Raw genomic sequence first — 24,439 nt, 5'->3', positions numbered from 1 at the left:
GCTGGCGGCGTCACCTTGTCACTCAGTGCCGTCACTTGGTGCAAAATCACCTCAACATTCGGGCTACCTAAACGGCGACCAAGCGGGCTCGCGCACATCACCATCCGAGGAAGGTAACCGAAATTTGACCCGTCCATCGAGGGAAACTGCGGCTAAGACACCCCGAACACCTTCTTGGGTCGCATAGAGAATAATGCTGCCATTAGGTGCAATAGTCGGCGACTCATCCATAAAGGTTTCTGTGAGCAGATCCACCCGACCGGTTCGCAGATCCTGAACCGCAATATGGAATGATCCATTATTCTGGTGCACCATCGCTAAGAAACGACCATCCTGAGTTAAACGTCCCCGCGCATTATACTGCCCTTCAAAGGTCAGTCGGGTCACATCACGGGTTGGCAGATAGATAGAATAGATCTGTGGCTGGCCTCCTCGATCCGAGGTAAAGATCAGCGACTGACCATCAGGAGACCATGATGGCTCAGTATCAATCCCAAAATGATGGGTAATGCGCGTTAAGCGACGCTGCTGCAAGTCGAGTACATAAACTTCAGGGTTACCATCTTTTGAAAGCACTAACGCCAGTTTCTTACCATCCGGCGACCAAGCTGGAGCACCGTTCAGACCGCGAAAAGATTGCACCTTTTCCCGCTTACCCGTTGCCAGATACTGTATATAGATGGCTGGACGACCCGACTCAAACGACACATAGGCCAACTTTGATGCATCCTGTGACCACGCCGGCGACAAAATAGGCTCTTTAGATTCCAGAATAGTCCGTGGATTATGGCCGTCAGAGTCAGCCAGCATCAACCGATAACGATGCTTTGATGGCGCCAATTGCTTAGCGGTGACATAAACGATACGGGTTGAGAACGCTCCCCGCACACCCGTTAGGGCCTCAAATACCTTGTCGCTGATATAGTGACCCACCGCGCGTAAGTTATCACGATTGGCTTTGATATCTTCACCGAGAATACGCTCCTCTTTAAGGATATCGTATAGTTCAAAAGCAACATTTAACTGACCCTCAGATTCACTGATGCGACCGATCACAATAAAATCGCTACCACTGATGCGCCAATCACGAAAATACAAAGAGCTCCGGTCAGAGGGGAAACTCAGCATATTCTCCCGCGGCATGACCTTAAACATACCACTGCGATACAGATCATCACCCACCACCTTAGCGATATCGTCAGGCAAGGCTTGATTACCGCTCCAAGCAAATGGCACCACGGCTATCGGCGTTGGTTCATCAACACCCTGGGTAATTTCAACCGTCAATTCAGCCCGCGCGAACAAGCTAAAAAAACAAAGAAATAGACATATAAAACTACGCTGCATCACTGATCACCTGCGAAGATCTGACGGGTTATATTCAAGTGTTAACTTCCTAAAATTCCTATCAAACAGTGTCGGGTCCATTTTTTGTAATTCACTAAAACGCCCAACCCGTTTAACCGCGCGAATTGCGCTTTCGTCAAAATGGCTATCACCACTACCTTTAACGACATAAACATTATCCACTTCACCGGTCGGCAACAGATGTAAAGACAACACCACCGTCATACCGTTGCGGGCACTCGGGGGCCGACGCCAATTATTCTCAATTTCAGAAGCGATATACTCCAGATACCCTGCGGTCGCTTGCTGATCTTGAAGCGCTTGCATCTCTTGCTCTTCAGCTGCTAATGCAGCGGCCAAATCGGCATCGCGCTGTTGCTGCGCTTGCCGCTCACGCTCGATACGTTGCTGCTCTGCTTGTTTGCGCTCCGCCTCTTTCTGCGCTTGCGCTTTACGGCGTGCGTCTTCTTGCTGTTTTTCCTTAGCTGCCTGCTCAGCTTGTTGCTGCTTCAGTGCTTCAGCCTTCTTACGCGCGGCTTCTTTTTTCAGCGCCTCTTTTTTCAACGCCTCGGCTTTCTTTCTAGCCTCATCTTTCTTTTTAGCAGCAGCTTGTTTTCGTGCCTGCTCTTCTTTTTGCTTCTGTCGCGCCTGCTCCTTCAGTTGCTCTTTCTTACGATCCTCCTGTTTACGCGCTTCAGCCTGCTGACGAGCGCTTTCTTTCTTCTTCGCTTCAGCCTGTTTATCCCGTTGCTGCGCTTGCAACTGCGACTTAAGATCGACAATCTGAGCCTTTACATGTCGAGGCGTAAGGTGCTTCTTATCTTCAGCATAGCCTAACCAGCTATAGAATAGCGCACTGAGAATAACTGCGTGGAGAAGCAGAGCTAAGAGCGCGGGAAATAAGTAACTTCGTAAATTCACAATTAAGTTACTCTGTTACCAATCCGACACTTTCAGCACCTGCCTGCTGCAAAAGTGTCATCAACTGAATAACATGGTCATAATCAACGCCTTTATCACCACGTACCAGCAAAAGTTTCTTCGGGTTACTACTTAACACTTTAGCAACCCGCTCCTCAACCACCTCACCACTGATCGCTTTAAGTGGATCACCACCCACATCAATATAGTAACGCCCCTCTTTATCGACCGTCACAATCAATGGTTCATTATCTTGGGTATCAACGGGATCGGAACCCGCCTTTGGCAACTGCACGTCAACCCCCTGCGTCAGCATCGGTGCAGTAATCATGAAGATCACCAACAATACCATCATCACATCGATGTATGGCACCACGTTGATCTCTGCATTCAGCTTACGTTTCTTTCTCACTCTGCGAATCATAGTAGCGGCCCGTTACAGATCAGTTTGAAGCGTGCACTCGGCGATGCAAAACACTTGAAAATTCATCCGCAAACGTCTCATAACTATTCATTAAGGTTTCGGTTTTAGCCGAAAACCGGTTATAAGCAATAACCGCGGGAATCGCAGCAAACAAACCAATAGCGGTAGCAATTAACGCTTCAGAAATACCCGGCGCCACGGAGGCAAGAGTCGCCTGATGGACATTTGCTAAGCCTCGAAATGAGTTCATGATCCCCCACACCGTACCAAACAGACCGACGTAAGGGCTCGTTGAACCGACCGTCGCCAAAAACGGCAAATGCATCTCTAACTTTTCTTCTTCGCGAGCAAGTGCAACGCGCATACTGCGCTGCGCGCCTTCCATGATGGCGTCACGGTCGGCACCGGATTGTTGACTCAGACGGCTAAACTCTTTTAACCCTGCGCGAAAAATATTTTCAGCGCCGTTATCACCATCAGGATCCGCATTCACTTCACGAAACAACTGGCTCAGATCAACACCGGACCAAAAGCGCTCTTCAAATGCACGTAGTTTGTGCTGCGCCTGACGCAAAACAAAGTGACGCTGAAAAATCATAACCCAAGACAGTACTGAAGCTAGCAATAACAGCAGCATGACCAACTGAACAACAAAACTGGCATTTGCCACTAGACTCCAGATCGACATTTTATCCGGCACGTTTCTAACCCCTTCTGATGAAATCTGAAAAACTGGCTCTGATAGTAGCGAGATCAGCGCTCAAAATCTGCACTTTTTCTGACAAAAAAATATATTTCCGCTGATTAGACAATTTTATTAGCCTCTTTATATCTCCCAAGAATAGGCGTTCTGCGATTGGAGGCCTTAACGGTTTTAAAGTTCAACCAAATCGAGCCTGCTTCTTAGCATGCGCCAATAAAAAAGCCGCCCAATAGGCGGCTAAATAAAGATTCTAGTCACTCACAATGTGATTGACTGCCGACCATTCCGCTTCAATTCATCCTTAGACTGACATCCCACACATAATACCGAAGTTGGATTAGCCATCAGACGATTTAATTCAATCTCTTCACCACATTGCTCACAATAGCCATAACGACCCGCTTCGATACGCTCCAGTGCATTCTGACATTCGTGAATTTCTTCTTCCAACTGCTTAACACGTGACAAGCTCGTCAATTGAAGACCAACAACAGCAGATGCTTCAGCTCGATCCAACACCTCGGTACTGCTCAGCTGGCTCATCTCTTGCTTTTGATCAGAGCGTTCCGCGTCAAGATCTGCTTGAAGCTGCTGCAATAAAATCTGTAACTCACGCTTCAGATGTTTTAGTTGCGACTCATTGGTGCAACAGAGTTTTGTAGTGCTCATACCTTAATGCCCTAAACGTTCTTTTTTATGTTCATAGGCTAGAAGTTAAACCCTTAGTCACAACTCTGCGTTGACTTGAATCAGTTATCTTCAGCTGATCTCTGTTCTATTGATCCTTGTCAGGCAATTCAAATCCAAAATGACGATAAGCGTTATCGGTCACTACTCGTCCCCGAGGGGTTCGCATCATAAAACCCTGTTGAATCAGGTATGGTTCAAGCACATCTTCAATCGTATCTCGCTCTTCGCTAATTGCCGCAGCCAAGCTATCGACCCCAACTGGGCCGCCGCCGAATTTTTCAATCATAGCCAGCAATAAGCGCCTATCCATATGATCAAAGCCGTGCTCATCAACATTCAGCATATTTAGAGCAAGATCAGCCATCTCCAATGTAATCCGACCATCGCCCTTAACTTCAGCGTAATCTCTGGCGCGACGCAACAAACGATTCGCAATCCGCGGGGTTCCTCGTGCACGACGAGCAATTTCAACCGCTCCTTCATGATCAACGCCGCTACCCGATAGATTCGCGGACCGCTCAACAATAGAGGTTAAGTCATCAATATTATAAAACTCGAGGCGTTGCACAATGCCAAATCGATCCCGTAACGGCGACGTTAACAAGCCTGCTCGAGTCGTAGCGCCTACTAGGGTAAAAGGCGGTAACTCCAACTTAATCGAGCGGGCTGCTGGCCCTTCACCGATCATAATATCCAGCTGATAATCTTCCATCGCCGGATACAGCACCTCTTCAACCGACGCACTTAAACGGTGTATTTCGTCAATAAAGAGCACATCACCCGGCTCAAGATTGGTGAGCATGGCAGCAAGATCACCCGCTTTTTCCAACACAGGGCCTGAGGTGGATTTAATATTACACTCCATCTCATTAGCGATAATATTGGCCAAGGTGGTTTTACCGAGCCCAGGAGGCCCGAAAATTAGCGTATGGTCTAACGCTTCCTGGCGTTTTTTAGCCGCACCGATAAAGATCTCCATCTGCTCTTTAACCACCGGCTGACCGACATAATCCTGTAACACTTTCGGGCGGATCGCCCGATCTTGGACTTCCTCTTGCGGCGCAGTAACCGCAGGCGTAACAAAGCGATCCGCTTCGATCATGATTGACACCCTATCACTAACATTACGTTACTAACCTTGCACCATGCTTTTCAAAGCGGCACGAATAAGCTCTTCACTGGAGGCACCTGGCATCGCTTTTTCAGCCTGAGCGATCGATTTGGTCGCCTGTACCGGCTTATAACCCAACGCGACCAAAGCACTTTCAGCCTCGGCACGACTATCCGTTAGCACTGCAGGTGTAGAGCCACTAAATCCATCGGTTAGGGTAAACTCATCGGCATCATTAAAGACGAAATCCTTTACTTTATCCTGCATCTCAACAATAAGACGTTCAGCGGTCTTTTTACCCACACCCGGCAATCGCACTAAGGCGGCAGTATCCTGATGCTGCACCGACAAAACAAACTCATTGACGCTGATACCCGAAAGAATCGTCAATGCCAGCTTAGGGCCTACCCCATTCACCTTAATCAGCGTTCTAAACAGAGTACGTTCGGTCCGCTCATAAAAACCATATAACAGCTGCGCATCTTCTCGCACCACCATATGGGTAAACAGGGTGATCCGCCGACCAACTTCCGGCAACTGGTAAAACGTATTCATTGAGGCATCAACCTCATAGCCTACGCCATTCACATCGATCACCAGCTGCGGCGGATGCTTTTCTAACAACTCACCTTTCAGTCGTCCTATCACGGCGATTATCTCTCCAAGTTAGCCCATTACAGGGTTTTAATTTCAGATATTTTAAAGCTCAACCTACGCTCTTCATTCGAGCCACTTATTCAACCGCTTAACTTAAGAGATTAACTCAAGAGATTAACGTAAAGGTTTGGAATACGTGCCGAGCTGAAGGCTGAGTCACTACGTTTAAGTGAGCACTTTATTGAGTGAACACCATAACCGAATGAAACGTCGCTATACAGATCACCGCAGACGACCTCCTCGACTACTTTTCGCGCCAGCCATCATAATCAGGCTACTACGGGTATGCGCGTGGCACAGAGCAATCGCTAATGCGTCAGCGGCGTCTGCTTGCGGCAACCCCGGCAGTTTTAGAATCGACTTAACCATATGCTGCACTTGAGACTTTTCAGCAGAACCGTTACCCACGACCGCCTGCTTAACTTTACGAGCGGCATATTCTGCCACCTCTAAGCCTTGATTAGCCCCAGCGACAATAGCAACACCACGAGCCTGGCCTAACTTAAGTGCGGAATCCGGATTTCGAGCCATAAAGACCTGCTCTATAGCCATCTCTTGAGGACAAAACTGCTCGATAAGTTGGGTGACACCTGCATATATTTGCGCTAGCCGTACGGCTAACTCATCACCTTTGAGTCGAATACAACCGCTGGCAACATACTCATTCTTAGCGCCAACTGTATTGATAATACCGTAACCGGTAATCCGCGAACCCGGGTCTATTCCCAAAATCAACATAACTGTATTATCAACTCAAAGCACTGTTTATTTATACAGATAACAATACCCTAGATACCGCCATAAAAAAAGCCGTGCAGTGCACGGCTTTATCATTAAACGCGAAATACTTTAAGGTGTTTTGCGTAATTTGATATTTAGCTCTCGTAACTGCGCAGCACTGACCACACCCGGCGCCTGCGTCATCATACAAGCAGAGCTCTGAGTTTTAGGGAAAGCGATCACTTCACGAATAGAATCGGTGCCAGTCATCAGCATCATCAGACGATCAAGACCAAAGGCCAAACCACCGTGCGGAGGTGCACCGTATTTTAGCGCGGTCAGCAGGAAGCCAAACTTGTCATCGGCTTCCTCTTCTGAAATACCCAAGAGCTCCAAAACAGACGCCTGCATCTCTTGGTCGTGGATACGAATTGAACCGCCACCAAGTTCACAACCATTAAGCACCATATCGTAAGCACGGGACAACGCGGTCAGCGGATTCGCTTTTAACTCTTCCGCACTACAGCTTGGCGCGGTGAATGGGTGATGCAGCGCCGTCAGGCCACCGTTATCGGTTTCTTCAAACATCGGGAAGTCAACCACCCATAGCGGTGCCCACTCACTCTGTGCCATACCAAGATCTTCACCAGCCTTGATACGCAAAGCGCCCAACGCTTCAGAAACAATCTTCTCTTTATCAGCACCAAAGAAGACGATGTCGCCGTTTTCAGCCCCCAAACGCTTCATGATCGCCATGGCTACATCAGCACCTAAGAACTTAACGATAGGAGACTGCAGACCTTCAACGCCTTTTTCTAGCTCGTTGACTTTGATCCACGCCAACCCTTTAGCACCATAGATGCTAACAAACTTGGTGTATTCGTCGATAATCTTACGGGTCAGTTTAGCCCCGCCTGGCACTTTAAGAGCAGCAACGCGACCCTGAGGATCTTTTGCTGGACCAGCAAATACTTTAAATTCAATCTCAGCCATTAGATCGGCAACGTCAACCAATTCCATCGGGTAACGCAGATCAGGTTTATCAGAACCGTAACGCTGCATCGCCTCTGAATATGGCATCCGAGGGAAGTCACCAAGATCAACACCTTTCAGTTCAAGGAACAGCTTGCGGATCATCTTCTCCGTAATCGACATGATCTCCTGTTCATCAAGGAATGATGCTTCAATATCGATCTGAGTAAATTCAGGCTGACGATCAGCCCGCAAATCTTCATCTCGGAAACATTTAGCCACTTGATAGTAACGATCAAAACCGGCCACCATCAGCAACTGTTTGAACAGCTGAGGCGATTGCGGTAACGCAAAGAAGTGCCCTTCGTGAACTCGACTAGGTACTAGATAATCACGCGCGCCTTCTGGGGTTGCGCGGTTGAGAATTGGAGTTTCGATATCCAGAAAGCCATGCTCATCAAGATAGTTACGAATCGCCATAGTCACTTTCGAACGGAAACGCATTTTTTCTTGCATTTCTGGACGACGCAGATCGATATAACGATGGCGCAAGCGCACTTCTTCGCCGACCTGCTGGTGTTCATCGAGCTGGAAAGGAGGGGTTTCTGACTTATTCAGAATAACCAGTTCTTTACCTAGCACTTCGATTTCGCCGGTTGGCATATCCGAATTAATAGTCCCTTCAGGACGACCACGAACCGTTCCCTTAACCTCAACTACATATTCATTCCGGCAGCTGTCGGCCAGCGCGAAGCTCTCTTCACGGTCAGGGTCAAAAACCACCTGGGTGAGGCCTTCACGGTCGCGAAGATCCAGAAAGATAACCCCACCGTGGTCGCGACGACGGTGAATCCACCCCGTCAGAGTAATGTCTTCGCCGATATGCTCTTTTCTGAGATCGCCGCAATAATGACTGCGCATAGTTAAATGTTCCTGTTACTTAGCAAGCTGAATCAGTGTTTATTCAGACAATTAAAAATCAGTTACCGGCGTCGTTCTGGCTACCCGCCAGATTCTTTTTCTTACCGGTTTTAAAATCAGTTTCATACCAGCCGGTACCGGATAGTCTGAAACCTGACGCGGATACTTTTTTTACCACGTCTGCAGACTCGCAGACAGCGCACTCAGGTGCAGGCGCATCAGACTTAAGCACCAGCTTTTCAAATTCATGACCACAATGACGGCATTCAAAATCAAAGATCGGCATCGTTTAACATTTTTCCTATGAAATAGAGACACACCGCAAAGCAATCGAATTGACATCAGTCGATTAACACACAAAGGCGCTAACTAAAAACCAATTTACCGCTGCCTTGCCCAGAAAAGGGCAAATTATACCTTAATTATTAACGACTGACAGGCTGATTTAGCGCTTTTCAAAGAGAAATCAGCCGATCAGATCCTGAGTAACAAAATTAACCTCTGGCGGCATCATCAACTGTAACTTCCGATGAATCTCCTCTATTTGCTCAGCGGTATAAGGTTTAGCCGGATGCGCTCCCCAAACCGGCGCAGGCCACGCCGCATCACCTTTATATCGGACCACATGATGTATATGCAGCTGATTAACCATATTACCGATAGCGCCGATGTTTATTTTGTCGGCGGCAAACACATCATGAATAGTTTCAGCTAAAAACGAAGACTCGTGTAACAACTGCGCCTGATCAGCCAATGACAAATGATAGATCTCACTCATTTCAGCGCGCCTAGGCACCAAAATAAACCATGGATACTGGGCATCATTCATCAATAACAAGCGAGACAACGGGAAATCCCCTAAGGTGATGCAATCATTGTCTAGGCGAGAGTCCAGTTCAAATTCTAACGCCAGCTCATCCATTGTTATTCTCCTAGCTTAAAGGCTGCTACGAACATACTATATTAGCGAAGCACCCTCTAATCAGTGCGACATATGTTCCGTCATTGCCAATAGTTACTTACATTTAATGCTTTATTATCCATTAGTTAGATAATAAATACGGATCTGAACAGTATAGGACAATATGCCACAATTCAATTTTTATAGCGCCATAGAGCAGATCGGTGCTGACCATTGGAATAACCTCTGCCATACAGACTACCCATTCCTGCGCTATGAGTATTTACATGCCTTAGAACAGTCTGGCAGCGTCGCCCCTAAAAACGGCTGGCAACCCTGCCATCTACTGGTTACCGAGGGAGAGCAAGCCATTGCGGCAATGCCTTTGTACCTCAAAAACCATTCCTATGGTGAGTATGTCTTCGATTGGAGCTGGGCAGATGCCTATCAACGTAACGGACTTGAATATTACCCTAAGCTAGTAACAGCGATCCCTTTTACCCCCTGCTATGGCCCTCGGCTTATGCTACACGCGGATTTGAGTGAGGCAGAACAGAATCGACTAACTCAGGACGTTATCTCCGCGGTGCTACAATTAGCATCGCAGCACAACGCCTCTGGCTGGCATGGGCTTTTTCTCACAGGCACGCTACTCAATAAGGATCAATGCCCTCAACTTAACTATCGTTTAGGGACCCAATATCATTGGTTCAATCGAGACTATCAAAATTTTGATGACTTTCTCGAGACATTTAGCTCCCGTAAACGTAAAAATTTACGCAAAGAACGCACCAAAATCACCGAACAAAACATTCACCACCGATTTATCAGCGGCGCTCAGTTAACCGATGAACAGCTCCATCAGTTTTATCAGTTTTACCAAATAACCTACCTAAAACGCGGCCGTAACGGCTATCTTAACGAGTCTTTTTTTCGACAGTTGCGCGACACACTAGCGGACCAACTACATATATGCTTTGCCTATGATAAGCACTATAGCGAAACGGAAGCGGTTGCCGGGGCCCTTTTCTTTCAAGATAAAGACACCCTGTATGGACGCTATTGGGGTGCACTCGCTGAGTATGACAGCCTACATTTTGAAACTTGCTACTATCAAGGTATAGAACACTGTATTCATCATCAACTTCAACGTTTTGACCCCGGCGCACAGGGTGAACACAAAATTCAGCGCGGTTTTGAACCCATCGAGACTTGGTCATCACACTGGCTAGCACACCCTGAATTTCAGCAAGCGGTGCAACGATTTACCCAAGAAGAGGAAGAACTCGTGCGTCAAGAGATGGAACAGCTCCGACAGAGACTACCGTTCAAAAAGGAATAAGACGATCTCCCCCAAATAACACCAACATCAAACCCCATCCCTATCTGGCCGTCCCTACATATAGGATCGGCCAGAACATCGCTGTATAGAGAACCTAAAACCCAATAATGATGAGGCAGGTCAATTAAACATCATTAACTGTCCTAACCCACTAAGAAACTACCGTTTGAATTCGTTAAATCCCAATCTATTGCTAAACTGAATAACAGGCGGCAGTACATATTTAATAACGTATGAGCCTTTGCTCTTTCAAACGAATCAGCAGCATAAAACAATAAGGGGGTTACACAATGTTAACCTATGAAGAATGCCTCCATCTGAGTGATCTCACAGAAGATGAGGTTGAGGCAATAGCGGAGCATGAACATACCGACCCAATCATCGCAATGGCCATGGGACATTATCTATGTTGTCATAAGGGTGAAAGCAAAGTGAAAAAAATCATCCTAGATGATATTGCCAAGGCTCAACGCAAAGGCGATAAAGAACATGAAAGGGTTTTGCGTCATGTACTCACACACTTTATCAGGACTCATCCTAGCCATCACGGCAAAATGGCAAAGGTAGGTTGAACAAAAAAGCCACTACTTTACTGGGTAGTGGCTTTTTTATGCCTACTCGTCTGCCCCAAAGCTATACCAGTCATCACTATCAACAACGCTGATGCTATTATTTTTCAATTTCGCGATATTTTTCCTTTATAGTTTCTCATTATTGCCGATAACGTTTTAACTTCAGACGTAAACAGGCGTTTTATGGAACTGCTCAAGAAAGAGAACCAAGAGCTAAAACAGTCGCTTCGGTTGCTAACAACGAAAGTGGAGCAGAATGAAACACTGCTACGATCGTTCTTTGATATGGAAATACGCCTATTCAGCTGCAGTAATCTAGCCGAACTTCTAGACCTGATCTTGATTGAATTTAGGGCACACTTTCACCTCACAGCGGTCAACTTAATGCTGTTTGACCCAGAGAATGCTGCCCGCGACCTTTTAGAAAGTTACACAGCCCCACAACCTGAACATTGCCTTCGGTTTGTCGACAATCAACAACTACTCAAAAGCCTGTTTCCAACACAGAAACTGAGAGTTGGCGAACTTAGCCCACCGCTCAAAAGTATCGCGTTTCCCCGTACGCCCTATATCTTTAGCAGCGCCTTACTTCCTCTGACTCGTCATAACTGTTTAATAGGCAGCCTGCATCTCGGCAGTAACGATCCTGAGCGCTATAGCGAACACTTTGACTATGATTATATAAATCACCTTGCTTCAGTTATCGCGGTCTGCATTGAAAACTGCATCAACCAACAAAATATGAAACGACTCAGCATTATTGACATGCTAACCAAGGTGTATAACCGGCGCGCCTTTGATCAAGAAATCGTTAAAGAGCTATCAAGAGCGAGCCGACATAACACCCCTCTGAGCTGTTTATTCATCGATTTAGATTATTTCAAACTGGTTAATGATAACTTCGGTCATCAGGTCGGAGATAAGGTGCTGCGCGCGATAGGTCTACTATTAAGACAGAACCTGCGTAAAACCGATTTTGTTGCCCGCTATGGCGGTGAAGAGTTTGCTATTTTGCTACCCAACTGTGATCGCCATAAAGCCTTGCAAATCAGTGAACAGCTACGCAATAAAATTTCACATATGGTTATCCATAACAGCGATAACTCACCATTTAGAATTAGTGCATCAATCGGCGTTACCCACTGTACATCCGCTAGCTTTACCTTTGATGATCTTAACGCTCAAGCACATGCACTATTAAAAGCAGCAGATGAAGCTGTCTATCAGGCAAAAGAAAAAGGCAGAAACCGGGTTGAGTACCGAGCCCTGCCTAATATGAAACTGGAACTGTTTAGCCAATTAAACACTAGCCCTAGCCTCTAACAAACCAAAAATTAACGCATATCCCTGAGTAGCTCAGTGTACAGATCCATATAGCGCTGCTTCTGTTTTTCACCAAACAACGGATCATCGACCTTAGGTAGATCAGCCTCTAGTATTCGCCACTGCGCCTCGGTACCGACCTCTTCCAACAAAGGAAACAGCGTTCCCTCTTCTAGGTTAAGATGTTCAATCTGCTCATCTAAAAAACGTTCTAGTTTGGCCGTAAATTGATCCATAGGCACAACCGCATCGTTGAGGATGCAATCCACCGCCTCAATGATCTCATGGCTACTTTGTTTCAGTTGCTTATGTTCATTGATACATCGAATGATCGCCTCATCCAACTCAGGGCAACCCGACGCTTTAAAGGTTTCATACATTTGATCTTCAAGTGGATGGTGATAGGCATCCGCATAACCGGAGATGTAATCCACAGCATCGCCCAGTAAAACAAAGTTTGGCATTTCGCCCTGCTTTAGTTCTTCCAGCTTACTATCTAACACCGCCAGCAACTTATTCAGGTTGACATGATCTTGATGTAAATCGTTCAATACCGTCATAACGACCTCCTCTGAGACTTAAACCACTATACCTCAGGTTTTTTATAGGGTCTTGACTGACATCAAACAGAAGCACTGACCGCGATCAATTGCTGGTGTAATTCAGCGAGTGTATCCACCTTTAGATCGGTCAATGCCGGCCAAGCTCGGTCCGCACGCTGATCTACATGAATCGTTGCCACACCTGCTGCACGTCCCACTTCAAGATCAAAACGAAAATCCCCCACCATCACCGCCTGATTAGAACTAGCTTGCCATTGATCCAGCAGAAGATGAATCCCCTGAGGATCCGGCTTGGCCAGCGCCTCATCTCGTCCTAAGACCGATGACGGCTGAAACAATGAGCCAACACCAATCACATCCAAACAGCGTAACGCAACTTCACGCTTATTACGGGTCAAAATACCTAAACGATAGCCCCGCTCACCTAGCCAAGCAAGCAGCTCATTAGCGCCGATAGCCGGCTGCACCATGTCAGCGTAAAAATACTCCCACTGATCAAGCTGTTGATGCAAAACAACCTGTTCAGCTGCTGGCCGACTAGCAATCGTCGCCAAAATATCGCACCCAGAGGGCAACCCAAGCTCAGCGCGAATTCGCTCAAAATCATGAACAGGCTGGGTCAAGGTGCCATCTAGATCGAAAATCCAGTGATCCGCCCGACGAATATGCTCAATCATGCGACTCACCATTCACATTAAGATTATCGGTGAGCTGGTCGAGTCGAGTACGGATATCTCGCATCATCTCCAATCTACCTGTGGGTTTTCCATTTTTCATCAGCAACAATGACTCCAATCGAGTCAGGCTTTCTTGGGAATCACGCAGAGCCTGCAGCATATTACGAGAGCGCTTTTTTGCACTGTCCGTCATCTGATCAACTCGTGTCAGCGTGCGACGTACCTGACTATCCAGCTGATCTAAATGATGAACCAGATGCTCCATTCCCGAACCAAACGCATGGTCCATCTGCCCCATCCGTTGCTCCAGCTGCGCCACCGCTTCACGGAAACGGTTGAGAAACAGTGTTCCCTCACGGTCCATAAACATCGCTAACAACTCTTCAGGATAAAGGGCGCGTGAACGGGCATCGGCACGAATGGCGTACTCGCCCCGCTGGGTGCAGTAGGGTCGCTTATTACCGGGTGCGATCTCAAGACGAAAGAAAGGCTTGCTAGCGATATTTTCAACCACCAACTCCAGATCGACGATGGGATAACAGTCGGTCGCCTTGTTAATCAAGCTTAAACGGGCACTATCATCGACATTACAACCGACAATACGCCCCCGCTGCAAGCCATCACTACGGGTGTATTCATCAACCCCCACAAGGATAGCACCACCCTGAGAGGAGTTAGCAAACGAAACCAAGTCACGGCTTTTTATACCGTTCGTTTCGCGCTTAAAATCAACATCAATACCTTCGGGCTTTGCCAGCAGACTTTTTGCCCGCCGGCTTATCCCTCGATACTCACGCTTAACAGGCATACCTAACGCTCACGTTTTAGGCGTAGCTTTCATCAGCAAAAGGATCTATCGGTTGCGCTAAAACCGCATCATCACGAAAATAAAGAATACGCCCTTCAAAGGTTAAACCCTTAGACAAAAACCAGCGCAACACCTCATCGCGACCCTCATCGATTTGAAAACTTTTATACCAAGCCGAACCGATACGATAAAAATATAGGCCGAAAAGGCCTGCAGCTACGCCAAAAAAGAATTCAGATCCAAGCCCAAAGAGCACCGCGACCACACCCGCAATCCAAACCCGACTGGCCTTAGACTGCTTCAGTTCATTAAACGCATCATCATACTGATCCTGATACTTCAGATATCGACGATAGTTCTGTTGTAACTCAAATTTGTCCTGTTCCGGGATCGTTCTATCCATTTTATTACCCTTATTTCTACAGGCTTAAACAGCCAGACTTTTACTTAATACTTCAAAAACATCGCGGGACAGATCACCACTATTGTTGATCCGTTGCAATTCAGCTTTCATCAACTCACCTCGTTCCGTTGAGTATTTTTTCCAACGGGTTAGCGGCGTCAACAACCGAGAAGCGATTTGCGGATTTTGCTTATTCAATACAATAATCTGATCTGCTAGAAAACGGTAGCCACTACCGTCAGAATTATGAAAATTTTGCATATTTTGCGCACAAAAAACGGAGACTAACGAACGTATCTTATTAGGATTCGACGCATCATACGCTTCATGCTGCTGCAAAGCCTTTACTCGATCCAACCCGCCCGGCTTTGGATCACTCGCCTGCACCGCTAACCATTGGTTAACCACTAACGACTCCGTCTGCCAGCGCTGATAAAAACTCGCCAGCACTTCAGCCGCCTCGGCCTCAAAACGGGAATGAGCGATCAATGTCAGCGCCGCTTGGCTATCGGTCATATTATCCGCTTGCTTGAACTGCTGCAGGGCTAACGCCAGATAGTCTGGCTGCTCAGTCGTCATTAGATAGGACAAGGCCAGATTTTTTAGGCTTCGTCGAGCAACCGATACTGCATCAGGGCTATACTCTTCAGCCGATGTATTATCGTGATAAATCTGCAAAAACAAGGGCGCTAAGGCCGTTGCGATAGACTCTTTAACGAAACGGTGCACCTGATGGATGGCATCAACATCAATCACCTCCGCCAGCTCACTAAGGTACGCTTCTGAAGGCAGCGTCAATACCTTAGCAACCATCGCCTTATCTAGGCTCGTGTCATTTAAAATCTGCCGATAAGCCTCAATCAAAGCGGAGTCGAGTACCAGCGGACGACCTTGCTGATGATCCACAACCAAATCTGTCATGATCCCTACGGCTAGTTGTTGCGCCGCATCCCAACGATTAAAGCCATCGCTGTCATACTGCATCAAAAAGACCAATTGTTCCCGGCTATAAGGGAATTTCAGTTTAACCGGTGCGGAAAAATCTCGTAGCAAAGAGGGGGTCGGCTCTACGGCGATATTATCAAAGACAAAACTTTGCTCGGTGGCCACAAACTCCAGCACTTCAGTCGTATTACCACCATTCAGAGGAATATCCTGACCCTGAGCATCAAGCAACCCGACTGCAACGGGGATCAAAAAAGGCTGCTTAGTGGCCATATCGGCAGTAACTGGGCAACTTTGGTGCATATGTAACGTATAGCGCTGATGCTCAGCATCATATTCCCCAGTGACTGACACCTGAGGTGTTCCTGACTGACTATACCAAAGCTTGAAGCGACTCAGGTCTCGACCTGACACATCCGCCATCGCTTGAACGAAATCATCGGTGGTCACTGCCTGACCATCATGGCGATCAAAATAAAGATCGGAGCCTTTACGAAAGGTTTCAGCCCCCAGCAGAGTATGCAGCATTCGCACAACTTCGCAGCCTTTTTCATAAATGGTCAGGGTGTAGAAGTTGGAAATTTCAATAAATGAAGCAGGACGAACCGGATGCGCCATGGGACCCGCATCTTCAGCAAACTGGGCCGTCCGTAACAGTGCCACATCTTCAATTCGCTTAACCGTACGCGAATTCATATCAGCCGAAAACTGGGAATCCCGAAAAACGGTAAAGCCTTCTTTTAAGCTCAATTGAAACCAGTCCCGACAGGTGACACGGTTACCGGACCAATTATGGAAGTACTCATGGGCAACAACCGCTTCAACCCGTTGAAAACCACCATCGACAGTCGTTTCAGGGTGCGCCAACACACAGGAGGTATTAAAGATGTTTAACCCTTTATTCTCCATTGCGCCCATATTAAAGAAGTCGACCGCAACGATCATAAAGATATCTAGATCGTATTCACGACCATACACCTCTTCATCCCATTTCATCGCCTGCTTGAGCGAAATCATCGCATAATCTAGCTTATCAAAGTCTTTCCTTTCAGCAAAAATCTTTAACGACACATGTCGCCCAGAGGCGGTGATAAAACGATCTTCAATGCACTCAAGCTCACCGGCGACTAGCGCAAAAAGATAAGCCGGTTTAGGGAATGGGTCCTGCCATTTAACCCAATGACGACCATCATCCTCATCACCCGCATCAACCATATTACCATTGGACAACAACACCGGATAGCGCTGCTTATCGGCCACAATGGTGGTCTCAAATAATGCCATCACATCAGGGCGGTCTTGATAAAACGTAATACGCCTAAAGCCCTCAGCTTCACACTGAGTACAAAACATACCGTCGGATTTATACAATCCCTCCAATGCCGTATTATTCTGCGGTTCAATCCGAGTGATGCATTCAAGGGTGAAATGATCAGGCAGGCCTGAAATACTCAGTTGCTCACCCACTCGCCGGTAATCTTTCTCACTTAATACTTCACCGTCGATACTTAAGCGCTGTAACTCGAGTGACTCATGACCATCTAGCAGCAGCGGGGATTGCCGATTGCTGCACTCAGGGTTTCGCACATAACGCACCTGAGAACGAACTAGCGTCTGATCTTCTTCAAGTTCAAAACGCAGTTCGGTCTGCTCCACCAAAAATGCAGGAACCTCATAATCCTTTAAATAGATAACACTCGGCTGCTCAATCACGGTCTGATTCATTCACTCACCCTGTAATAACATTGACACTGTTTACAACAAATATGCTTTCAGCCCTGATAACGCTAGGGCACCAATACAACTTTGAAAGCGACACAAACCTCAGGCACAAAATTCAATCTGATAAGCGGTAAATTTTCTCAGGTTAATCACACCACTGTCCATCAACAGATATTGCCCTTTAATACCCTGTAAAACCCCTTCAACAACGGGATTTTTATCGAAGTTAAGACTGGTTATTTTATCCGGGAAATTTATCACCGGAAAATTAAGCTCTACCATCTCAGCATCTGCCAACCGCTGAATAGCCTGCAGCCCAAAACGATCTTCGAGCTCCGTTAAGCCTGGCTGACACAACTGCATCAAACGATCCCGTTCAGCATAAAGATCTAAACGCTCTACCTGACCTTTAAGCATCGCCCGCCAGTTAGTTTTATCGGTCACATGCTCACCGAAAATTCGTTCAACCAGCCCAGACTGAAAGCGGGTTTCAACTCTTAAAATTGGTAATGCCTGAATCGCTCCCTGATCAATCCAACGGGTCGGTATCTGGGTCCCACGGGTAATACCCACTTTGACCCCAGAGGAGTTAGCCAAATAAACATAGTGGCTTTGAAAACAGAACTGCTCACCCCAAGAAGGATCCCGGCAGGTGCCCTGATCGTAATGACACTTTTCTGGGCTCATAATGCAAAGATCGCACTGCGGCAGTTTTTTAAAGCATGGGTAACAATAACCCTGAGCAAAACTTTTATTCGTTTTACGGCCGCAATGGGTGCAGTTAATCTGCCCCTGATAGGTCAACTTAATGGGCTTGCCAATGTAATCATTGAGCTCAACAAGTTGATCATCTAATTTCAACTGATAACGTATCTGAGGGCCAATCTCAGCTGGCATTTTCACCAGTGCCCCCTGCGCGATAACATTCATCAGTGATCATTCAAAATTTTAAGAACCTGCGGCTCAAGTGGATCGGAACCGTGCTGACTGCCATCGGTTTTAGTGCGATTGATATAACCGGTACGCTCATGTTCAGGTAGCTTCGTTTGATCATAGGCGATAACCGCTCGCAAGCTGGTTTCCCGTTGCTCGCTGCTAAGCCGATCACCATTAGGCCATTTTCCCAATTCAACCGCCCGCTTTAGGCTTTGATAAACCTCAGGGGTCATCACCTCAATCATCTTTTCAAAATTCATTCATTCTCTCCACAATGTGCCGCTATAATATCACAGCCTTAATCGGCATCTAGATCTGTAGATCAAAGGACGGCTTAAAGATCGACTTAAAGCCTTAGAAAATAGCCCTTCACCTAATGACGGAACAATCTAACAAAAGGCACAATAGCAAGACCCGCACCTAATCCAGCTAAATGAGCGGTATTTGCAATTGAGCCAAGTCCAAGACTTTCCAATGCGCCGGAAAAACCTAACACCAGCCAAAAGAACATAAATCCCATCAGGGCTGGCGGCATACCAATCATCGTCGTCGGTTTTAATCGATCCCAAAGCCAAGCAAAGCCTAATAGTGCAAACACAAATCCTGACATGCCACCAAACATGGGCCCACTTACCCAAAATTGTGCAACATTTGAAACCAATGCGGAAAACAGAAATAAGCCCAGCAACACCGAGCGGCCGAGCAGCAACTCGATCCGACGGCCAACGACCCAAACCCACAGCAGATTAAACAAGATATGCGGCACATTAAAATGCATAAATGCCGGCGTGATCAATCGCCAGACCTGCCCATCCATTAACATTGCCAGCAAATCAGCGTAATAAATCTTATTACCCTGCACATGAAATTCGACAATGGTGAACCAGCCCATCATCTGAACATTATCACCCAATGACACCAACAACGTGACAATCACGCTGGCCACAATTAGCAACAACGTTAGCCAGCTACCCAAAATATTGCCACTCGACTTCTGACCGCCATCTCGCTGAACCCGTAATCCAGACAGATCCTCACCCCGTTGCCATAACTGAAAAAGCTCTGCAATCTGTTCAGCGTTAACACTATAAGGAACTAACAACCGCTGCTCCCCTTCAAGTTCTAACACTCGATGGGGAATTTTATGCTGCCACAGTATGGCGGTAAAACCACTCAGGTCTTGATCAACAGGAACACGAAATACTTCATTCATCATAAATAGATACACAACCTATCGTCAGGGCGCATTACCGATCTCCTTTAGCACATCAACCCAGATAAATTTTGCCGGATCAATCGTGGTCTCCTGATCCAATCGATAAGCCACCAACTTACCGAATTTCACCGCACTGTAATCGATACAGGCAATATTCGGCGCCAGTGGCTTAGGGTTACCGTCACACCAGTAATGACCAATAAATAGCAATGATTCATCGGTACCGTAATACAGTAGATCGTCATAATCCTGCGGACTCAAACGCATCCGCGCCACATGCTCAGGCAGCGGGTCGGGCTGAAAAACAACATCGACATAATACTGTGGGTTTTCCGCCCAAAATTTAGTGCGAAAAAAACGTCGTTTATAGCCGTCTTTACTCACCATCATTTCATCATTCGGTAATTTGAGATGCGTGCCACGCAACAAGCGATCCATGGTCTCCCACTCAGGCGTCCCCTCATAAGCGGATCGATGCAGATACTCATCATCTATTCGATTTCCGCCCTGAGTATGTAAAAACCGGTTAATATGCGCCGAAGACCAACAGGCATGAACCACTCGAAACTGTCCATTATCCAAAAACAGCGGCATCTCCTTAATCCACTGCAGAAACTCTTTCTGTTCTTGCGGATAGTTGGCAAATTGCTCGAGTGTTTGGTTGAGAATACGTAGATGTCGCCGGTTATGGGCCCTTAAATACTCCATCCCAGATCCAGGTAACCCCGGTGTCAAATAAGATAGGTAATTAAACTCATGGTTCCCCATGACAATCTGGGCATATCCAGCATCCACCATATCGCGAACAATATGTAACGCTTCTCGGATGCGCGGCCCACGATCAACAATATCACCTATAAAGATAGCCTGACGTTGCGGGTGCTGGTAAACCCCTTTTTTCCGGCTATAGCCGAGTTTTTTCAACAACAACTCGAGCGACTGCCCGCAACCGTGGACATCCCCGATCAGATCGTAGCCTTGATAAGCACGTTCCATAGACACTCCGGTTATTCGCCCAGCCTAGTAGCCCAACCAAGCTTTTCTCGACAGGTCTGATAGAAGTTATGGCTTAAGGGATGTAGCAGCTTCAACTTATGGGGCTTTTTATGGATCGTAATGGTATCTCCTGGGGCACAGTTAATGTGCTTTTGTCCATCGCAACTAACCGTAGGATAGGTTTCATTACTATCACTAATCACCAGTTTAAGCTCACTGTTTCCGTCAACCACAATAGGCCTGCTAGAGAGAGTATGCGGGAACATCGGCACCAGCACTAAGGCATCTAGGCGAGGGTGCATGATTGGGCCACCACCGGATAACGCGTAAGCGGTAGAACCCGTTGGTGTAGCCACGATTAAACCATCCGAACGCTGCGTATAGACGAACTGGCCTTCAATATAGAGTTCAAATTGGATCATACGCGCAGACTTACCTGGGTGTAGAACACAATCATTCAGCCCCGTCGACTCACCGATCGGTTCGCCATTACGCTTTACCAGCACATCAATCAAAAATCGACGATCAACCGTATACTGACCATTCAAAACCTCACCCACTTTCTCTTCGATCTCAGCAGGGGAAATATCAGTCAGGAATCCTAAGCTACCCCGGTTAACACCTAACACAGGTACATTCGATTGAGCCAAGTTGCGAGCTGCCCCCAACAGGCTACCATCACCACCGACAACAATAACCAGATCGCAGATCTCTCCCATCAGGCGGGGTGAACTGGTCTGCTGCCCATGACCCGGCATAACCGCAGCAATCTTCTGATCAAGAATAGGCGTCAAACCTTGCTCATCAAGAAATCGAATCAGATGTTTCAGAGTATCAAGCACCTTAGTACTGCCCAAGCGCCCGATCAAACCAATATTACGAAAGTTATCCATTGCCACTCCACTGAAACTCTATGATTGCCATACAACCATAGCTACCTGATTGTTTTTAAACATTATACTCATATTCATAACGATTTAACTGCTTCGACGGATAAAGCCGGCACGGCTATCTCACTAATCCTTAGGCTAATCTATTGAGCAGTGTTTGTTTCATCCCTCGCAACCCCTGCATTCCGCCGGTATGAACTAACATCACTCGATCACCTCGAGCAAACTCACCTCGCTCTAGTTTTTGCAACAATGCGAGCAAGGCTTTACCGGTATAGACCGGCTCCAACCCGATACCACTATGCTGAGTGAAATACTGCATTGCCGCTGCTAATCGAGATGATACCTTGGCATAACCGCCCTCGTGGCAATCAAGCGCCAACGACCAGCCACCCGGATCATCGATACTCGCAGCAGCTAACAACTCACGAATATCTGCATATAGAAAGTCGCCACCCTTAAGTGCTGATACACCCAACAAAGTCGCACCCTCAGGTTTACCTGCAATAAGCCCCGCAAGCGTTCCTCCAGTACCGCAGGCGCAGCAGATCAAATCATAAGCCGCAGCATCAAAGAGCGAGATAATTTCTCGACAACCCGCAATTACCCACTCACCGGAGCCACCTTCTGGCAAGCTATAAAAATCACCATATTTGTCCCGCAATCGAGCCACAAATTCAGCGTCACTCTTGCCCCGGTACTGCCAACGGGAAACAAATTCAAGCTGCATTCCCCAGCGCTCCGCATCAACCAGCGTGGGTGACAATTGTCCTGCGCGCTCACCACGAATCACACCTACCGTTTCGATGCCCTGCTCAAATCCTGCATAAGCCAATGCATGGATATGATTAGACCAAGCGCCACCAAAACTGAGAATACGCTGACAATCCGACAGTTGAAACGCCTGCAAAGCGTACTTCAGCTTAAACCACTTATTGCCACTGATCAGCGGATGCACAAGATCAAGACGCAACAGCTCAAGCTGAACACCTGCCTGCTTAAACACGGGCAAATCAATAACATCTATCGGAATATCGGGTACGACAGCGGACGAATAGGTAGTCATAAAACGGTAAGAATCCTGTCATCTTTGCTTCATCAAGACGCCCGAAAATAGCAGACTTAAATCAAAGGAGAATAAAATGGAAGATTACACAGAAGAACTTCTGCTGGAAAGTATTAACGAAGAGTTTGACGACGATACCGATTATGATGATGGCGAGGAGATGTAAAAGCGATATAACGTCATCGATTAACCGAGCTTAATGCTTGTTAGTATCAAACGGTCTGACACAATTCCCTCCCGCCTGCTTGGCACTATACATCGCCATATCCGCTTTTTGAATAAAGTAATCAACAGGTTCAGCCTCAGTGCAAGCAGCGACACCAAGGCTCATAGAGACTCTAACCCCTTCATTATTTAAAGCATCAGGTGAATAACTACATTCAAGATTAAATAACTCACGTATCCGACTGGCCAAATGACATGCATCCGCGATCGCCGTATTAGGCAGCATCAGCATGAACTCATCACCACCATAACGAAACGCCTGATCCGACTCCCTCAATCCATCACGAAGAACACGACCGATCTGGCGGATAATCTGATCACCCTCAAGATGGCCAAGCCGGTCATTGACCTGCTTAAAACCGTCGAGATCAATGCAAATCAAACTCAAGCCACCGCCATAACGCTTCACTCGCATCATCTCACTAGCGACCTGCACATAAAAATGACGCTGATTAAAAAGACCACTCAAGTCATCGGTAATGGATTGTTTCAATAAAGAGCTTTCTAACGCTTTCTGCCGCGTCATATCATGAAAGAAACCCACGCTGCCACGGTATTGGCCACTCTTCATCAGCGCTGCAGCTGATAAACGAATAGGCACCCTCTCTCGATGACTATTGAGCACATAGGTTTCATAGCCCTCTATTTTACCGGCGCCGTACATCTCCTCATCAACCATCAACCGCATAATCTTTCGAGCTTCAATATCGCTAGGGTAGATCTGACGAATATTCATCTTCCCGATCACCCCTTGTGCATCATAGCCAAGCAGGTTCTCCGCCGCACGGTTAAACACAGCAATGATCCCACGACGGTTAATAGCAATCACCGGGTCGGGGCAAATTGATATCAACTCTGCCTGATTAATATTCAGATGCATTTGATTAAGTACATATCCACGTGATGACTAAAAAGACACTAGCGTACAGAAAAGACGTACATTTATAACATGTAAACAAACCAGCCACCTCAGTTAATTACCCAAAATGACAGATAAGCAAAACAATCAAAATAGCAAGAAGAGTTAGAATTCAGCAAGATAAGACACTATATCAAACAACCAAACATGAAGAAGAACAACAATAAATGTCGATACTAACCCAGTTAAGCTAAACAGCAACATTGAAATATGTTCATACTTTTATCTTGAATCAAAATGTTTTTTGGATTGATATATAAGAACCGCCATCAAGACTGATATCGGCTAACTGCTCTTGAAAAGCAGTAACAATACAAGTAAAGCTCACTTTATCTTGAACTGTTTTAACGAAAGGCAGGAAACCTATCATTATAAATAGTGGCGGAATGGACGGGACTCGAACCCGCGACCCCCTGCGTGACAGGCAGGTATTCTAACCAACTGAACTACCACTCCACATTGTACGGGA

The 24,439-nt window shown here is 46.8% G+C and carries 26 protein-coding genes and 1 tRNA gene; 3 read left to right on the top strand and 24 right to left on the bottom strand.

The window, feature by feature from the left end:
* Window positions 1-63: 63 nt before the first annotated feature.
* The 11 genes from tolB to KO512_RS13380 form a co-directional block, all read right to left on the bottom strand.
* Window positions 64-1,347 carry a Tol-Pal system beta propeller repeat protein TolB gene (tolB, locus tag KO512_RS13430; RefSeq protein ID WP_215952866.1) on the bottom strand — a complete coding sequence of 428 codons (1,284 nt, stop codon included), beginning with the start codon at window positions 1,345-1,347 and terminating at the stop codon, window positions 64-66.
* A gap of 6 nt (window positions 1,348-1,353) precedes the next feature.
* On the bottom strand, window positions 1,354-2,268 hold the full coding sequence (gene tolA / locus KO512_RS13425; RefSeq protein ID WP_215952865.1) for a cell envelope integrity protein TolA: 915 nt from the start codon (window positions 2,266-2,268) through the stop codon (window positions 1,354-1,356).
* Window positions 2,269-2,275: 7 nt separating this feature from the next.
* Entirely contained in the window at window positions 2,276-2,692 is a 417-nt protein-coding gene (tolR, locus tag KO512_RS13420) for a protein TolR (RefSeq protein ID WP_215952864.1), read from the bottom strand.
* Between the two features lie 19 nt (window positions 2,693-2,711).
* Window positions 2,712-3,392, bottom strand: a complete 681-nt coding sequence (gene tolQ / locus KO512_RS13415; RefSeq protein WP_320134915.1) for a protein TolQ — start codon at window positions 3,390-3,392, stop codon at window positions 2,712-2,714.
* Window positions 3,393-3,653: 261 nt separating this feature from the next.
* Complete coding sequence (locus KO512_RS13410) at window positions 3,654-4,064, bottom strand: TraR/DksA family transcriptional regulator (protein ID WP_215952863.1); 411 nt, start codon at window positions 4,062-4,064, stop codon at window positions 3,654-3,656.
* Between the two features lie 106 nt (window positions 4,065-4,170).
* Window positions 4,171-5,187 carry a Holliday junction branch migration DNA helicase RuvB gene (gene ruvB, locus KO512_RS13405; RefSeq protein ID WP_215952862.1) on the bottom strand — a complete coding sequence of 339 codons (1,017 nt, stop codon included), beginning with the start codon at window positions 5,185-5,187 and terminating at the stop codon, window positions 4,171-4,173.
* A 30-nt stretch (window positions 5,188-5,217) separates the two neighbouring features.
* Complete coding sequence (ruvA, locus tag KO512_RS13400) at window positions 5,218-5,844, bottom strand: Holliday junction branch migration protein RuvA (RefSeq protein WP_215952861.1); 627 nt, start codon at window positions 5,842-5,844, stop codon at window positions 5,218-5,220.
* 231 nt (window positions 5,845-6,075) lie between these two features.
* Window positions 6,076-6,591 (bottom strand): crossover junction endodeoxyribonuclease RuvC, encoded by a 516-nt coding sequence (ruvC, locus tag KO512_RS13395; RefSeq protein WP_126159812.1) that lies wholly within the window; start codon window positions 6,589-6,591, stop codon window positions 6,076-6,078.
* Window positions 6,592-6,702: 111 nt separating this feature from the next.
* On the bottom strand, window positions 6,703-8,466 hold the full coding sequence (gene aspS / locus KO512_RS13390) for an aspartate--tRNA ligase (RefSeq protein WP_215952860.1): 1,764 nt from the start codon (window positions 8,464-8,466) through the stop codon (window positions 6,703-6,705).
* Between the two features lie 58 nt (window positions 8,467-8,524).
* Window positions 8,525-8,752: an FmdB family zinc ribbon protein gene (locus KO512_RS13385; protein ID WP_215952859.1), complete on the bottom strand. Its 228-nt coding sequence runs from the start codon at window positions 8,750-8,752 to the stop codon at window positions 8,525-8,527.
* Between the two features lie 180 nt (window positions 8,753-8,932).
* On the bottom strand, window positions 8,933-9,388 hold the full coding sequence (locus KO512_RS13380; RefSeq protein ID WP_215952858.1) for an HIT domain-containing protein: 456 nt from the start codon (window positions 9,386-9,388) through the stop codon (window positions 8,933-8,935).
* A gap of 163 nt (window positions 9,389-9,551) precedes the next feature.
* On the opposite strand from KO512_RS13380, the gene KO512_RS13375 reads away from it, so the two are divergent.
* From KO512_RS13375 to KO512_RS20505, 3 genes are all read left to right on the top strand, one after another.
* Complete coding sequence (locus KO512_RS13375; RefSeq protein ID WP_215952857.1) at window positions 9,552-10,709, top strand: GNAT family N-acetyltransferase; 1,158 nt, start codon at window positions 9,552-9,554, stop codon at window positions 10,707-10,709.
* A gap of 290 nt (window positions 10,710-10,999) precedes the next feature.
* A complete protein-coding gene (locus KO512_RS13370; protein ID WP_215952856.1) occupies window positions 11,000-11,281 on the top strand; it encodes a hypothetical protein in 282 nt (93 codons plus the stop codon).
* 183 nt (window positions 11,282-11,464) lie between these two features.
* Window positions 11,465-12,604 (top strand): sensor domain-containing diguanylate cyclase, encoded by a 1,140-nt coding sequence (locus KO512_RS20505; RefSeq protein WP_215952855.1) that lies wholly within the window; start codon window positions 11,465-11,467, stop codon window positions 12,602-12,604.
* An 11-nt stretch (window positions 12,605-12,615) separates the two neighbouring features.
* Here KO512_RS20505 and KO512_RS13360 read toward each other — a convergent pair whose 3' ends face one another.
* The 13 genes from KO512_RS13360 to KO512_RS13300 all read right to left on the bottom strand — a co-directional run bounded on the left by KO512_RS13360 (window position 12,616) and on the right by KO512_RS13300 (window position 24,426).
* Window positions 12,616-13,164, bottom strand: a complete 549-nt coding sequence (locus KO512_RS13360) for a hemerythrin domain-containing protein (protein WP_215952854.1) — start codon at window positions 13,162-13,164, stop codon at window positions 12,616-12,618.
* Window positions 13,165-13,226: 62 nt separating this feature from the next.
* Entirely contained in the window at window positions 13,227-13,844 is a 618-nt protein-coding gene (locus KO512_RS13355) for an HAD family hydrolase (RefSeq protein ID WP_215952853.1), read from the bottom strand.
* The gene (locus tag KO512_RS13350) at window positions 13,837-14,652 is read right to left on the bottom strand and encodes an AlbA family DNA-binding domain-containing protein (protein ID WP_215952852.1); all 816 of its coding nucleotides are present in this window, start codon (window positions 14,650-14,652) and stop codon (window positions 13,837-13,839) included. The genes KO512_RS13355 and KO512_RS13350 overlap by 8 nt, the downstream gene beginning before the upstream one ends.
* 16 nt (window positions 14,653-14,668) lie before the next feature.
* Window positions 14,669-15,055, bottom strand: coding sequence for a hypothetical protein (locus KO512_RS13345; RefSeq protein WP_215952851.1), 387 nt, complete (start codon window positions 15,053-15,055; stop codon window positions 14,669-14,671).
* A 24-nt stretch (window positions 15,056-15,079) separates the two neighbouring features.
* Window positions 15,080-17,725, bottom strand: coding sequence for an aminopeptidase N (pepN, locus tag KO512_RS13340; RefSeq protein WP_215952850.1), 2,646 nt, complete (start codon window positions 17,723-17,725; stop codon window positions 15,080-15,082).
* 99 nt (window positions 17,726-17,824) lie between these two features.
* Complete coding sequence (locus tag KO512_RS13335) at window positions 17,825-18,652, bottom strand: DUF2797 domain-containing protein (protein ID WP_215952849.1); 828 nt, start codon at window positions 18,650-18,652, stop codon at window positions 17,825-17,827.
* On the bottom strand, window positions 18,652-18,918 hold the full coding sequence (locus KO512_RS13330) for a YeaC family protein (protein WP_215952848.1): 267 nt from the start codon (window positions 18,916-18,918) through the stop codon (window positions 18,652-18,654). The genes KO512_RS13335 and KO512_RS13330 overlap by 1 nt, the downstream gene beginning before the upstream one ends.
* A 113-nt stretch (window positions 18,919-19,031) precedes the next feature.
* Entirely contained in the window at window positions 19,032-19,874 is an 843-nt protein-coding gene (locus KO512_RS13325; RefSeq protein WP_252735020.1) for a rhomboid family intramembrane serine protease, read from the bottom strand.
* A 21-nt stretch (window positions 19,875-19,895) separates the two neighbouring features.
* Entirely contained in the window at window positions 19,896-20,870 is a 975-nt protein-coding gene (locus tag KO512_RS13320) for a metallophosphoesterase (RefSeq protein ID WP_215952847.1), read from the bottom strand.
* Between the two features lie 11 nt (window positions 20,871-20,881).
* Window positions 20,882-21,763, bottom strand: a complete 882-nt coding sequence (locus tag KO512_RS13315) for an NAD(+) kinase (protein WP_126159797.1) — start codon at window positions 21,761-21,763, stop codon at window positions 20,882-20,884.
* Window positions 21,764-21,893: 130 nt separating this feature from the next.
* Window positions 21,894-22,826: a 1-aminocyclopropane-1-carboxylate deaminase/D-cysteine desulfhydrase gene (locus tag KO512_RS13310; protein ID WP_215952846.1), complete on the bottom strand. Its 933-nt coding sequence runs from the start codon at window positions 22,824-22,826 to the stop codon at window positions 21,894-21,896.
* A gap of 196 nt (window positions 22,827-23,022) precedes the next feature.
* Complete coding sequence (locus KO512_RS13305) at window positions 23,023-23,931, bottom strand: GGDEF domain-containing protein (protein ID WP_215952845.1); 909 nt, start codon at window positions 23,929-23,931, stop codon at window positions 23,023-23,025.
* A gap of 418 nt (window positions 23,932-24,349) precedes the next feature.
* Window positions 24,350-24,426: transfer RNA gene (locus KO512_RS13300), tRNA-Asp, on the bottom strand.
* Window positions 24,427-24,439: the final 13 nt, after the last annotated feature.

The organism is Amphritea atlantica, assembly GCF_018860855.1.
GTDB lineage: Bacteria > Pseudomonadota > Gammaproteobacteria > Pseudomonadales > Balneatricaceae > Amphritea > Amphritea atlantica_A.
This window is presented reverse-complemented; position numbering and strand designations above follow the sequence as displayed.